This window comes from Desulfosalsimonas sp. (assembly GCF_055149105.1).
In genome coordinates, this window is sequence record NZ_JBSRLA010000010.1 from 19,630 (window position 1) to 33,494 (window position 13,865).

The 13,865-nt window shown below is 55.1% G+C and carries 11 protein-coding genes; all 11 read left to right on the forward strand.

Annotation, left to right across the window (positions count from 1 at the left end; genetic code table 11):
* Positions 1 to 255: 255 nt before the first annotated feature.
* Positions 256 to 507, forward strand: a complete 252-nt coding sequence (locus ACTCIA_RS03805; RefSeq protein WP_463000475.1) for a hypothetical protein — start codon at positions 256 to 258, stop codon at positions 505 to 507.
* Positions 508 to 555: 48 nt separating this feature from the next.
* Positions 556 to 2,892 carry an ATPase, T2SS/T4P/T4SS family gene (locus ACTCIA_RS03810; RefSeq protein WP_463000476.1) on the forward strand — a complete coding sequence of 779 codons (2,337 nt, stop codon included), beginning with the start codon at positions 556 to 558 and terminating at the stop codon, positions 2,890 to 2,892.
* 188 nt (positions 2,893 to 3,080) lie between these two features.
* Positions 3,081 to 3,482, forward strand: coding sequence for a methylmalonyl-CoA epimerase (gene mce, locus ACTCIA_RS03815; protein ID WP_463000477.1), 402 nt, complete (start codon positions 3,081 to 3,083; stop codon positions 3,480 to 3,482).
* A 191-nt stretch (positions 3,483 to 3,673) separates the two neighbouring features.
* Positions 3,674 to 5,794 carry a methylmalonyl-CoA mutase gene (gene scpA, locus ACTCIA_RS03820; protein ID WP_463000478.1) on the forward strand — a complete coding sequence of 707 codons (2,121 nt, stop codon included), beginning with the start codon at positions 3,674 to 3,676 and terminating at the stop codon, positions 5,792 to 5,794.
* Position 5,795: 1 nt separating this feature from the next.
* A complete protein-coding gene (gene meaB / locus ACTCIA_RS03825) occupies positions 5,796 to 6,794 on the forward strand; it encodes a methylmalonyl Co-A mutase-associated GTPase MeaB (protein ID WP_181550111.1) in 999 nt (332 codons plus the stop codon).
* Positions 6,791 to 8,344, forward strand: a complete 1,554-nt coding sequence (locus ACTCIA_RS03830; protein ID WP_463000479.1) for an acyl-CoA carboxylase subunit beta — start codon at positions 6,791 to 6,793, stop codon at positions 8,342 to 8,344. The genes meaB and ACTCIA_RS03830 overlap by 4 nt, the downstream gene beginning before the upstream one ends.
* A 14-nt stretch (positions 8,345 to 8,358) precedes the next feature.
* The gene (locus ACTCIA_RS03835; protein WP_463000480.1) at positions 8,359 to 8,568 is read left to right on the forward strand and encodes a hypothetical protein; all 210 of its coding nucleotides are present in this window, start codon (positions 8,359 to 8,361) and stop codon (positions 8,566 to 8,568) included.
* Between the two features lie 78 nt (positions 8,569 to 8,646).
* The gene (locus tag ACTCIA_RS03840; protein WP_463000481.1) at positions 8,647 to 10,686 is read left to right on the forward strand and encodes a pyruvate carboxylase subunit B; all 2,040 of its coding nucleotides are present in this window, start codon (positions 8,647 to 8,649) and stop codon (positions 10,684 to 10,686) included.
* A gap of 18 nt (positions 10,687 to 10,704) precedes the next feature.
* Positions 10,705 to 11,862 carry an ADP-forming succinate--CoA ligase subunit beta gene (gene sucC / locus ACTCIA_RS03845; protein WP_463000482.1) on the forward strand — a complete coding sequence of 386 codons (1,158 nt, stop codon included), beginning with the start codon at positions 10,705 to 10,707 and terminating at the stop codon, positions 11,860 to 11,862.
* A 251-nt stretch (positions 11,863 to 12,113) separates the two neighbouring features.
* Positions 12,114 to 12,983: a succinate--CoA ligase subunit alpha gene (sucD, locus tag ACTCIA_RS03850; protein WP_463000483.1), complete on the forward strand. Its 870-nt coding sequence runs from the start codon at positions 12,114 to 12,116 to the stop codon at positions 12,981 to 12,983.
* Positions 12,984 to 13,218: 235 nt separating this feature from the next.
* Positions 13,219 to 13,860 carry a succinate dehydrogenase cytochrome b subunit gene (locus ACTCIA_RS03855; RefSeq protein ID WP_463000484.1) on the forward strand — a complete coding sequence of 214 codons (642 nt, stop codon included), beginning with the start codon at positions 13,219 to 13,221 and terminating at the stop codon, positions 13,858 to 13,860.
* Positions 13,861 to 13,865: the final 5 nt, after the last annotated feature.

A 13,865-nucleotide genomic window follows, 5' to 3' on the forward strand; every position in this document is an offset into this window, starting at 1 on the left:
ATTTCATGCAAGTTGACACACCGGGCGAATCCGGCTATATAATAGGTATAGGTTCACATGTCCATAATAAAAAATGATGGCGACGTAAAAAGTTCAATATCTGCGTTACGCGCAATTTCTTAGAATTTCACGTACGGCTAAGTACGCTGCATTCTTCGAAATTGCGCAAGCCTTGATCTTGAACTTTTTACGGCACCATCTAAAATCAGACTTTTTACGGTGCCATCAAAAATATTTAAGGAAAAAATTAAGCATATGTCAAATCGCCGCCAGATGTCGGGCCAGGAAATGATTCAGCTTGTTTGGGGTGCGGCCCTGCTGTTGATGGGGGTGGCCTTTTTCTTCCGGATTCCCCTGATCATGGAGCAGGTTGCCGAAATTGAACATTTTGACTCCGTCCGGATCTTTTTGCACATTGCCTTTTATTTCATGGCCATTATTCTGGCCGGCGGTGGGATTCAGAGATTGTACCGTTTCCGGAAGACCCGGGAAGACACCGACGTTTAGGTTTTCGCAGTTTTGCCAAATCGGTTTTCAGAAGCATTGGAAAAAACCATGAACAATGTTAAGCCCTTTAATATGAAGTCCGGGAAAAAAAATGACAAAGCCGATGCCTGTTATTTAAAGTCGGAAGTGGCCTACCGCAGCAAGCTTCAGGAAATCAGCAATGCGGTGTATGCGGCCTCGGATATTGACGGCATCCTCATTGACGCGGCCGGCGACATTGTTGAAATCATGGGAGCCCGGCGCATTACCATTTACTATATCGACGGCATCCAACGGGAACTGGTCTCCAGGTTCAAGTCCGGCGATGAGATCAATGAAATCCGGGTTCCTGTCAACAAGCACAGCATTGCCGGTTACTGCGCGGTGACCCGGCAGATGGTCAATATCAGAAACGTCTATGATGCACGGGAACTTGCCGGCATTGATCCGGAGTTGGGCTTTGACCGGTCCTGGGATGAGAAAACCGGTTTTGAAACCCGCCAGGTGCTGGCCGCGCCGATTGTGTTTCAATCCGTTGTACTGGGTGCGATTCAGCTCATTAACCGCAAAAAGGGCGGGCCCTTTTCAGCCGGGGATGAAAAAAAGCTTTCCGAACTGGCAACGATCCTGGGCATTGCTCTTTACAAGCAGCAGCAGATGACCGCCCGGCTCAAAGGCCGGTTTAACCTGCTGCTGGAAAATTATATCATCACCCGGGAAGAACTCGATGATGCCGTAATTGCCGCCAGGGAGCGCAACAAACCGGTGGAGCGCTTCCTTGTCGAAGACATGGAGATCGACAAGTCCGATGTCCTAAAGTCTTTGAGCCGGTATTACAACCTGCCTGCCGTGGAATACAGCGATGATATGGATCTGCCGGCCGATATCATCGCAGGGCTGGATCCCGGCATGATGGAAAAACAGGAATGCGTTCCGGCGGGTTTTGAAAACGGGGATCTGCTTGTGGCCATGGCTGACCCGGGGGATCTGGAATGCCTTGCGCGGATCCGGGAACAGTTTTCCGGTTACACGGTTCGTGCGGCCGTGGCCATGAAAAAAGATGTTTTAAACATGCTCCGTTTGGCGGCGGACATGCAATCCCGGCCGGCCAGGTCTCTGCAAACCCATGTTCTGACCGCCTCCGGGCCGGTGGACCAGCGGGATGAAAGCAGCGCTTTGTTGACTGAAAAAAGTCCTGAAGTGGCTGAATTTCTGCGCAATCTCCTGGCAGAAGCCTGCAGGCGGGGTGCTTCTGCCATCCATTTCGAGCCGGAGCCGGATCAAATGGAAATCAGGGTGCGCTTTCGGACTGACGGGGTTTGCGCACCCGGTTCGACAATTTCCGGCAGCCTTTACAAGTCCGTACTGGAGCGGGTCAGGGCCATGGCAGGCCTGGATATTGCCCGGACGGGTCCCCATCAGCATGGCCGGTTGCGGTTTCAATCTGAAGAGGGCCGGGATGCGGTTTTTCAGGTGACCATTATTGCCACTGCAGGCGGCCGGGAGGATCTGGTGATGCGGATGCAGCCTGCGGCAGCGCCCATGTCCATCGACGCCCTGGGCCTTGGCACAAATACCCGGCAGGCGTTTGCACATGCGCTTGAACACGCTCACGGGCTGATCCTTGTTTCCGGCCCCCCGAAATCCGGGCGAACCACCACACTGCACGCGGCTTTGGCGCAAATCAACGCAGAAGAAAAAAAGATCTGGACCGCGGAAAAAAACCTGGAAATCCTCCAGCCAGGGCTTCGGCAGGTCCGGGTGGAGCCGGCGGCCGGCTATGATTATGCCGTCGCCCTGGAGTCATTTGTTTATGCAGATGCCGACAGCATTTTAATTGACGATATGCCGGACGGCAAAACCGCCAATGCGGCTGTTTCCGCATGCCTGTCCGGCAAACTGGTTTTATCGGGATTTACTGGTCCGGGTGCTCCCGAGACCCTGGCCCGGCTTGTTGTCATGGATGCAGATGCCTTTCATCTCGCAGAGGCTTTGATTTGCATTTTGTCCCAGCGCCTGGTGCGGACCCTTTGCACCCGGTGCAGGCAGGCCAGGCATCCGGGACGCAAAGAATATGATCAATTGGTATCCCTCTACGGCAAAGCCGCTTTTGCCCGGGATATAGACATTGCGTTTTCCAAAAATCTGACGTTTTATGCCCCGGCCGGATGTCCGGAATGCAGCCATACCGGATACAAGGGGCAGACCGGGATTTTTGAACTGCTTTCTGTCACCGACGAGATCCGGGACATTATCCAGACCCGGCCCCCGGGCCGGCACCTGGGTCCCATGATCCGGGAGCATGCTGTTTCCAGGGGCATGAGCACACTGTTTCAGGACGGAATCGCCAAGGTTTTTGCCGGACACTGCGACCTGGCGCAAGTGCGCAGGGCCTGTTTGTCCTGACCTTAGAAAAAATTTACCCCTGAATTTGTTTTGGCTTCGGATTATACTTGACAGGCCCGATTGGCTGGTATTATAACGCTGATAAGGTAAGTAACACTTACATACACTGCAGAACACAGGAAAACCGGCATGCAGCAAAGCCGTCTGAATTCCCACCGGAACCAAACACATATTGCGGGGTACGCATCATGAAAGTACTGCACATTGATCACATCGGCGTGGCTGTCAACAGCAATCAGGAAAGCAAAACCTTCTGGTCCGACATTCTGGGCCTGCCCTTTGAGGGCGAGGAAACCGTGACCGAGCAAAAGGTCAAAACCGCATTTTTTCCTGTGGACAAAAGCGAGGTGGAACTGCTGGAATCCACGGCAGAAGACGGCCCCATTGCCAAGTTCATTGAGAAAAAGGGGCAGGGCGTTCATCACATCGCCTTCCGGGTCGAAGACATTGAGGGCGCACTGGCCGAACTCAAGGAAAAAGGCATAAAACTCATTGATGAAAAACCGCGTATAGGCGCCGGCGGGGCCAAAATCGCCTTTATTCACCCCAAGGCCACAGGCGGGGTGCTGGTGGAACTCTCAGAGAGATAAAAAGGCGCCGTAAAAGTCCAATATCTGCGTTACGCGCAATTTCTCAGAATTTCACGTACGACTAAGTACGCTGCATTCTTTGAAATTGCGCAAGCCTTGATCTTGAACTTTTTACGGCATCATCTGAAATCAGACTTTTTACGGTGCCATCAAAAGATAACATCCACGAACCAAACATAACGGAGAGCGACATGGCCGAACATCCCGAAAAACCCAGATGGATTGATCTTGCCAAAAAGGAATTGAAAAACAAGCCGGTTGAATCCCTTGAAAAGAAAACCCCGGAAGGCATTGCCTTAAATCCTTTGTACACGGCTGAAGACATTGAGGGCCTTGATTTTGTCAACACCCTGCCGGGATTTTCTCCGTTTGTCCGCGGCCCCCGGGCGACCATGTACGCGGGACGGCCATGGACCATCCGCCAGTATGCCGGTTTTTCCACTGCCCGGGAATCCAACGAATTTTACAAGCGCAACCTGGCAGCCGGGCAAAAGGGGCTGTCAGTAGCCTTTGACCTGGCCACTCACCGGGGATATGACTCGGATCACCCCCGGGTGACCGGTGATGTGGGAAAAGCCGGGGTTCCCGTGGATACGGTGGAGGACATGAAGATCTTGTTTGATGAGATCCCCCTGGACAAAATGACCGTGTCCATGACCATGAACGGGGCGGTATTGCCGGTTCTGGCCGGCTATATCGTGGCGGCCGAAGAGCAGGGCGTCTCCCAGGAAAAACTGGCCGGCACCATTCAGAATGACATTTTAAAGGAATACCTGACCCGCAACACCTACATTTATCCGCCGGATCCGTCCATGCGGATCGTCTCGGATATTATCGGGTATTGCTCGGCCAACATGCCCAAGTTCAACACCGTGAGCATCAGCGGCTATCACATGATGGAAGCCGGGGCCGACTCGGTGCTTCAGACCGCCTTTACCCTGGCAGACGGGCTGGAATATGTGCGCGCCGCCCTGGATGCCGGCCTGGAAATCGATTCGTTTGCCCCGCGCCTGTCGTTTTTCTTTGGCGTGGGGATGAATTTTTTCATGGAAATTGCCATGCTCCGGGCCGCCCGCTATTTGTGGGCCGATTTGATGAAGCAGTTCAATCCAAAGGATCCGCGCTCCACCATGCTGCGCACCCATGTGCAGACATCAGGCTGGAGCCTGACCCAGCAGGATCCGTACAACAATATCATCCGCACCACCCTGGAAGCCCTGGCAGCGGTTCTGGGCGGGACCCAGTCGCTTCACACCAACGCGTTTGACGAGGCGGTCAGCCTTCCCACGGACGTTTCCGCCCGGGTGGCCAGAAACACCCAGTTGATCATCCAGGAGGAATCTCAGATCACCAGCGTGGTCGATCCCCTGGGCGGCTCATATTATGTTGAATCGCTCACCAACAAGATGATCGAACAGGCCCGCGCCATTATCGATGAAGTCGAGGAATTGGGCGGCATGGCCAAGGCCATTGTGGAGGGCATGCCCAAGATGCGCATCGAAGAGGCTGCCGCCCGCCGCCAGGCCCGAATTGATCAGGGAAGGGACGTCATCATCGGGGTCAACAAATATCCGGTGGAGGAAGAAACCGAAATCGCGGTGCGCGAGATTTCCGAATCCGTTCGCGACGAGCAGGTCAAATGGATAAACGAAATCCGCGAAAAACGCGATGAAAACGAGGTCCGTCGCACTCTGGAGGCCCTGACCAACTGCGCTGAATCCGGGGGCAATCTGCTCGAAGCCTGTATTCCCGCCATCCGCGCCCGGGCCACTGTCGGGGAGGTCACAGAGGCCATGGAAAAGGTTTTTGGTCGATATGTGGCCACCACTCAGTGCATTTCCGGGGTGTATGCCGGGGAATACCAGGATGATGAGATCATTGCCGCCATCCGCAAACGCGTGGATGAATTTTCCGAAAATCAAGGCCGCCGTCCCCGGATTCTGCTGACCAAGATGGGGCAGGACGGCCATGACCGGGGCGTGAAAGTGGTGGCCACGGCATATGCGGACCTGGGCTTTGATGTGGATTTAAGCCCCATGTTCCAGACCCCGGAGGAAGCCGCCAAGATCGCGGTGGAAAACGATGTGCATGTGGTGGGCGTCTCCAGTCTGGCCGGCGCCCACAAGATCCTGGTTCCGCAACTGATCGAGGAACTCAGGAAGCAGGGTGCAGAAGACGTGCTGGTGGTCGTCGGCGGCATCATCCCGCCGGTTGACTATGATTTTCTCTATAAAACCGGCGTGGCCAAGGTTTTCGGCCCCGGTACCATGGTGACCGATTCGGCCAACCAGGTATTAAACGCCCTGAAATAATATGCCTGAACATGCCGCATACTATATCGATGGGGTCCGGGCGCAAAACCGCAAGGCGATTTCCAAGACCATCACCTTGATTGAATCCGCACTGCCCGGCCACCGGGAATTAACCTACCAGGTGTTAGACGGCCTGCTGCCATATACCGGCCAGGCCGTGCGCCTGGGCATTACGGGTGTTCCGGGCGTTGGCAAAAGCACCTTTATTGAAACCCTCGGCCTCCGGCTCATTGAAAAAGGCCGGAAGGTTGCCATTTTGGCGGTGGATCCCAGCAGCGCCAAAAGCGGCGGCAGCATCATGGGGGATAAAACCCGCATGGAAAAACTGGCCGCCAATTCTGAGGCCTTTATCCGGCCCTCGCCCTCTGGCGGGACCTTGGGCGGTGTTGCCCGAAAGACCCGGGAAACCATCCTGGTGCTGGAGGCGGCCGGATACGATGCGGTCATGGTGGAAACCGTGGGCGTGGGCCAGTCCGAGTTTTCCGTGGCTTCCATGGTGGATTTTTTCCTGGTGCTGCTGCTGGCCGGTGCCGGAGATGAACTCCAGGGCATCAAGCGCGGCATCATCGAGCTGGCCGATGCCATTGCGGTCAACAAGGCCGACGGTGAAAACTTTTTCCGGGCGGAAAAGGCCAGAAAAGACTATGAAAATGCTTTGCACATGATGGCCCCCAGGAGCGATTCCTGGCAGCCGCCGGTGCTGACCTGCAGCGCCCTTGAAATGACCGGTATTGATGAGATCTGGGACACGGTGCTTTCTCACCGCAAGCAGATGCAGGCTTCAGGGGCCCTTGAGCGAAGACGCCGGGAACAGGCCCGGCAATGGTTTGAATTTCTTGTGGAGCAGGGACTCAAAGACTGGTTTTACGGGCTCGGACAAGTCCGGGCGCTTCTGCCGGAACTCACCCGGCGCCTTGAAGACGGGGAGACAACGGCCATGGCCGCAGCCAGACAGCTGCTGGACCTGGTCACGCACGAACATGAAAGGACACAGATATGAGCGGAGTTTCGGACAAGATCAAGGAGCTTCTTGAAAAAAAAGCCCGCATGCGGGAAATGGGAGGCGAAAAGGCCGTTGCCAAGCAGCAGGAAAAGGGCAAGTTAACCGCCCGGCAGCGACTGGAACATCTTTTTGACGCCAACACGTTCCGGGAAATTGATATTTTTGTCAAGCACCGGTGCGTGAATTTCGGCATGAATGAAGTCGACGTTCCCTCCGACGGGGTGGTCACCGGCCATGGCCGTGTCAACGGCCGGCCGGTGTTCGCCTTTGCACAGGATTTTACGGCAAGGGCCGGCACCCTCGGCGAGATGCATGCCAGCAAGATCTGCAAGATCATGGATCTGGCCATGAAATCCGGGGTTCCTGTGGTGGGATTCAATGATTCGGGCGGCGCGCGGATCCAGGAAGGTGTGGATGCCCTTCGCGGCTACGGCGAGATTTTTTACAGAAATTCCATTGCTTCCGGCGTGATTCCCCAGATTTCCGCCATCATGGGACCCACCGCCGGCGGTGCGGTCTACTCGCCGGCCATGACGGACTGGGTGTTTATGGTCAAAAAGACCAGCCACATGTTTATCACCGGTCCCCAGGTGATCAAAAGCGTCACCGGAGAGGAAATTTCCTTTGAGGACCTGGGCGGTGCCACCACCCACAATGAAAAAAGCGGGGTGGCTCATTTTGCCTGTGACTCTGACGAACACGCCATTGAGCGTATCCGGGACATGCTGTCCTATCTGCCGGCCAACAACATGGAGGACCCGCCTGCGGCCGATACCGGCGATGATCCGGAAAGGCGCGATGAACGCCTGGACACGATTATCCCGGCCGATTCCAACCAGTCCTACGACGTCAAGGATGTGATTGGCGCAATCGTGGACAACGGCGATTTTTTCGAGCCCCATGAGCACTACGCCAAAAACATCGTGGTGGGCTTTGCCCGGCTAAACGGCCGGACAATCGGCATTATCGCCAACCAGCCCAAGTTTTTGGCCGGGTGTCTCGACATTGACGCCTCTGATAAGGCCACCCGGTTTATCCGGTTTTGTGACGCATTTAATATTCCCTTGCTGACCTTTGCGGACGTGCCCGGTTACATGCCCGGCAGCGACCAGGAACACGGGGGCATCATCCGGCACGGCGCCAAGCTGCTGTGGTGCTATTCCGAGGCAACGGTGCCCAAGCTGGTTGTGATTTTGCGCAAGGACTACGGCGGGGCCTATATTGCCATGAGCTCCAAGCATCTGGGCGCAGACATGGCCTTTGCCTGGCCGTCTGCGGAAATTGCGGTCATGGGCGCAGAAGGGGCGGCCAATATTATCTATCGCAAAACCATCGATAATTCGGAAGATCCGGTGGCCACGCGCAAGGAAAAGGTGGAGGAATACCGGGATCTGTTTTCCAATCCTTACGTGGCCGCAAACCGCGGATATATCGATGACGTGATTGTGCCCAGTGAAACCCGGCCGCGGCTTATCGAGGCCCTGGATATCCTGTGCACCAAGCGTCAGAGCCTGCCGCCGAAAAAGCACGGCAATATTCCGGCATAACAAGGGGGTTGAAGATGGAAAAGAAAAAACAGGCCGCACTTGCCGCAGTGCTGCATTATCTGGACTGCGAAAAGGCTGCGCAGGCAGAAGCTGAAACCGGCTGGCAGCAGGCCACTGACCAGGGCCGGGCCAGGATGCCGGACGGTTATGTGAGCCCATGGGCTTTGAGCGGCCGGCAGGCACAGATGCAGATGCGGACCATGGTACAGATGAAGGTGTTTTAGCAGGGCTTGTGTCAATACATGCAAAAATATGAAACTATTTATAGCAAAAATTAATCCATAAGGTGAGGAGATCTGGGTATGACCGAACACCATGAACTCAAGCAGACTGAAGTCAAATACGGCGTGGATCGCCCCAGGGCGGCCAATCCGGTCAAAATCGAGGATCTGACCCTGCGCGACGGGCACCAGTCCCTGTTTGCCACCCGCGGCCGTACCGAGGACATGATACCTGTGGCGGAAATGATCGATGATATCGGTTTCTGGGCCGTTGAGGTCTGGGGCGGGGCCACGTTTGATACCATGCACCGGTTTTTAAACGAAGATCCGTGGGAGCGGCTGCGCACCCTGAAGCGTTATATCAAGAAAACCCCTTTTTCCATGTTGCTTCGCGGCCAGAACCTGGTGGGCTACCGCAATTATCCCGATGATGTGGCAAGGGCCTTTGTGGAGCGGACCGCGGAAAATGGCATGGACATTTTCCGCACCTTTGACGCACTCAATGATTTTCGCAATTTTGAAACCGTGGTCGAGGTGATCAAGAAATGCGGCAAGCATTTCCAGGGATGTGTCTGCTATTCCATGACAGAGCCGCGTATGGGCGGTGAGGTCTACAATATCGACTATTATCTTAAAAAGGCCCGAGAACTCGAAGACATGGGGGCGGATACCATCTGTGTCAAGGACATGGCCGGCCTGCTGTCGCCTTATGACGCATTTGAACTCATAAAGGCCCTGAAGGAAAACGTCAAGGCACCCATTCATCTTCACAGCCATTTCACCTCGGGCATGGCGCCTTTGACGCATATGAAAGCCATTGAAGCGGGCGTGGACATCATTGACACCTGCATGACCCCTTATGCCTACCGCACATCGCATCCGGCCATCGAGCCCATGGTGATGTCGCTTCTGGGCACCAACCGGGACACGGGCTTTGATATCCGTGCCCTGGCCGCCATCAACGAGAAGCTGGAAAAAGACATCCTGCCCAAGTACAAGTACCTGCTGGATGACTCCAAGGTGTCGGTGATCGACATCAACGTCCTGCTGCACCAGACTCCCGGTGGCATGCTTTCCAACCTGGTCAACCAGCTGCGGGAAATGGATGCTTTGGACCGCATTGACGAGGTCTACAAGATGCTGCCCAAGGTCAGAAAGGACCTGGGCCAGGTGCCCCTGGTCACGCCGACAAGCCAGATCGTGGGCATCCAGACGGTCAATAACGTGCTGTTTGACGATGAAAACGAAAGCTATAAGATGATCACTTCCCAGGTCAAGGACCTGTGCTACGGCCTGTACGGCACGACCCCGGCCGGGGTCGACCCGGAGGTTCAGAAAAAGGCCCTCAAGGGCTACCCCCGGGGCGAGCAACCCATTGAATGCCGGCCAGCCGAAATTCTGGAGCCGGAACTGGAAGCCGCCAAAGAGGCGGTCAAGGATATCACAACAGATATTGATGACGTGCTTATCTATGCCCTGTATCCGGTCACCGGAAAGAAATTTCTGAAATACAAGTACGGACTGGAGTCCCCGCCTGATTCCCTGAAGCCCAGGACCCTGGAAGAGGCCAGAAAGGAAGAGGACCTGATCCGGAAGGTGCGCACCGGCGAACTCAAGGACGTGCTGGAAAAAGCCGAGAAAAAGGGCCAGGCCCCGGAAGGCGACAATGTCCGCAAATTCAATGTTTTTGTGGACGGCGAGGAATTTGAGGTGGCGGTTGAAGATACGGGCATGCCCTTTGTGACCGCAGCACCCCAGCAGGCTGCTCCAGCCCCGGCCGGCCCCCGCAGGGCGGGCGGCCAGGCAGCCCCTGCGGCCCGTCCGGCGCCTTCTTCGCAGAAATCCGAAGCTGCCGGGCAAAAGGCCGAAGCGCCTGCGGCGGCTAAAAAACCGGCTGCTTCCGTTGAGGGCCATCCCATCAAGGCGCCCATGCCGGGCACTGTGGTGCGCTATGAGAAAAAAGAAGGTGACACCGTGGCCGAAGGGGATACGGTTGTGATCCTGGAGGCCATGAAAATGGAAAACTCCCTGACAACGCCCGTAGCCGGTACGGTCAAGGCCATTGGTTTTTCCGAAGGCGATTCAGTGGCCAAAAACGACGTGCTTTGCGTGATTGCATAGAAACGGAGCAAATGACTTATGAAGATACACGAATACCAGGCCAAACAGCTGTTTTCCCAATACGAGATACCCATTCCCCGGGGCGCGGTGGCCAACAGCCCTGATGCGGCCAAATCCGAAGCCGAAACCCTGGGCGCATTTCCCGTGGCGGTCAAGGCCCAGATTCATGCGGGCGGCCGGGGCAAGGGCGGAGGGGTCAAGATCGCAAAGGATCCGGCTGAAGTGGAAAAATATGCCGGTGATATCATCGGCATGAATCTGGTCACCCCACAGACCGGAGCCGAAGGTCAGCCCGTCAAACGGGTGCTCATAGAAAGCGGACTGGAGATTGAAAAGGAGCTTTACCTGAGCCTGATGACCGACCGGGAATCGGCCGAGGTGCTGATCATGGCCAGCGAGGCCGGGGGCATGGACATTGAAACCGTGGCCGCTGAAACGCCTGAGAAAATCATCAAGGTGTATGTCAATCCCCTGTCTGGCATCTATCCCTATCACTGCCGGCAGGCGGCATTCGGGTTAAACCTGGGAAAGGATCTGCTAAAGCCGTTTTCCCGGATGCTGACCCGGCTCTATAAGCTGCTGATGGAAAAAGACGCCTCCCTGGTGGAAATCAACCCCCTGGTGATCACCAAAGACCAGGAGTTAATCGCCCTGGATGCCAAAATTAATTTTGATGACAACGCGCTTTACCGGCAGAAGGATGTGGCGGAAATGCGCGATTTGGACGAGGAAGACCCACTGGATGTGGAAGCCTCCAAATATAACCTCAACTACATTAACCTTGACGGCACCGTGGGCAACATGGTCAACGGCGCGGGCCTGGCCATGGCGGTGATGGACACCATCAAGCTGGCCGGTGCCGAGCCCGCCAACTTCCTTGATGTGGGCGGCGGAGCCACCGCGGAAATGATTGAAAACGGTTTCCGGATCATTTTGTCAGACAGAAAGGTCAAAGCCATTTTGATCAATATATTCGGCGGAATTCTGCGCTGCGATGTGCTGGCCGAAGGCGTTGTCAAGGCGGCCAAAAACACCCAGATCGACGTGCCCCTGGTGGTGCGCATGGAAGGCACCAACGTGGAAGAGGGCCGCCAAATACTTGCCGAATCCGGACTGGAGATACAAACGGCCCGGGATCTGGCTGATGCCGGGGAGAAAGTGGCTGCACTGGTATAAATTTCGAATCAAACATGATGGTGCCGTAAAAAGTCCTAAAACGGATATCACCGTCAATCACTAAAGAGACAAATTATTGATTTTATTTAACACTTAATCACTTAAAACTTAACACTGCCTGTAAAAAAGACTTTTTACAGGCTTATCAAACATGAAGAACATGAAGGTCATGAAGAAAAAACCGGAAAAATGACCGGTTTGGTGTTCTTCATGATGATCAATAGTGAATGCAATCAGCTGAGGAAACCCATATGAGTATATTCGTGGATGCAGATACCCGGGTGGTGGTTCAGGGGATTACCGGAAAAGAAGGGCAGTTTCATGCCCGGCAGTGCGTTGAATACGGCACCAATGTGGTTGCCGGAGTCACCCCGGGCAAGGGCGGACAAAAAATGGATGAAGTGCCGGTGTTTAACTCCGTGGCCGCTGCCGTGGCCGAGACCGGCGCCAACTGCAGCCTGATTTTCGTGCCCCCGCCGTTTGCCGCAGATGCTGTCATGGAGGCCGCAGACGCCGGCGCGGACGTGATTGTCACCATCACCGAGGGCATTCCCGTACTGGACATGATGCGGGTGAAACACTATCTCAAATCAAAGCCGTGCCGACTGATCGGCCCCAACTGCCCGGGCATCATCACACCGGGTGCGGCCAAGGTGGGCATCATGCCCACCCCGATTCACAAGGCCGGCGGTCCCATTGGCGTGGTTTCGCGCTCCGGGACCCTGACCTATGAAGTGGTTTACCAGTTAACCCAGCAGGGAATCGGCCAGACCACGTGCATCGGCATTGGGGGTGATCCGGTCAACGGCACCAATTTCATCGATTGTCTGGAAGCTTTTGAGGCAGACCCTGCGACCAAAGGCGTGGTCATGGTGGGCGAAATCGGCGGCAGCGCCGAGGAGCAGGCCGCGCAATTTATCAAGGAGCGGATGTCCAAACCGGTGGTCAGCTTTATCGCCGGGATGACCGCCCCTCCGGGCCGGCGCATGGGCCATGCAGGCGCCATTATTTCCGGGGGCTCAGGCACGGCCCAGGGCAAGGTCGAGGCGTTGAAGGCCGCGGGCGTGCACGTTTGTGAAAACCTCGGCCGCATCGGCGAGCTTTGCGCCAAAGTGTTTTGATATAGATTGCCTGAAGCCTTAAAGGGCTGATCCATTAACCTAAACAGTGACAAACTCGTAAAAAGTCTGATTTTAGATGGGGCCGTAAAAAGTTCAAGATCAAGGCTTGCGCGATTTTGAAGAATGCAGCGTACTCAGCCGTACGTGAAATTCTGAAAAATTGCGCGTAACGCAGATATTGGACTTTTTACGGTTCCATCAAACATTGATTATTTTTTATCCGGGAGCGGATGACATGAACTGGTTTACACAAAACATTTCCACCGCCATCGGCAAAAAGCTGCTCATGGCGGTCACCGGCTTCGGCTTTGTGGGGTTTATCCTCATGCACCTGGCCGGGAACCTGAGTTTTTATTTCGGCAAGGACGCGTTTTTGAAATACGTGGAAACCCTGCACACACTGGATCCCATCATTGTGGTGGTGGAATTGGTGCTGCTGGCCCTCGCGGTTATTCATGTGAGCACCGGCACGATTTTGTTTTTCCAGAACCGCCGGGCGCGTACCACGCGCTATGCAGTCAATAAAACCGCCGGGGGCCGAACCATTGGTTCGCGCACCATGCCCTATACCGGGTTTCTGATCCTGCTGTTTGTGATCCTGCATTTGTCGCAGTTTCATTTTATTGACCATGCAGTGCAGACGCCCTGGGACGCGGCGGTGGATACTTTCAATAACGGATTGTTTGCCCTCATCTACATGGCAGCCGTGATCCTTGTGGGCATCCACATCCGGCACGGTTTCTGGAGCCTGTTTCAGACCCTGGGGTTGAATAACGAAAAATACATGCCCCTGATCCAGACAATCGGCATTGTGATTGCCGTTGCCGCGGCAGTGGGGTTTTTCTTTGTTCCTGTCTATATCCGTGCGGTTATATAAGAAAA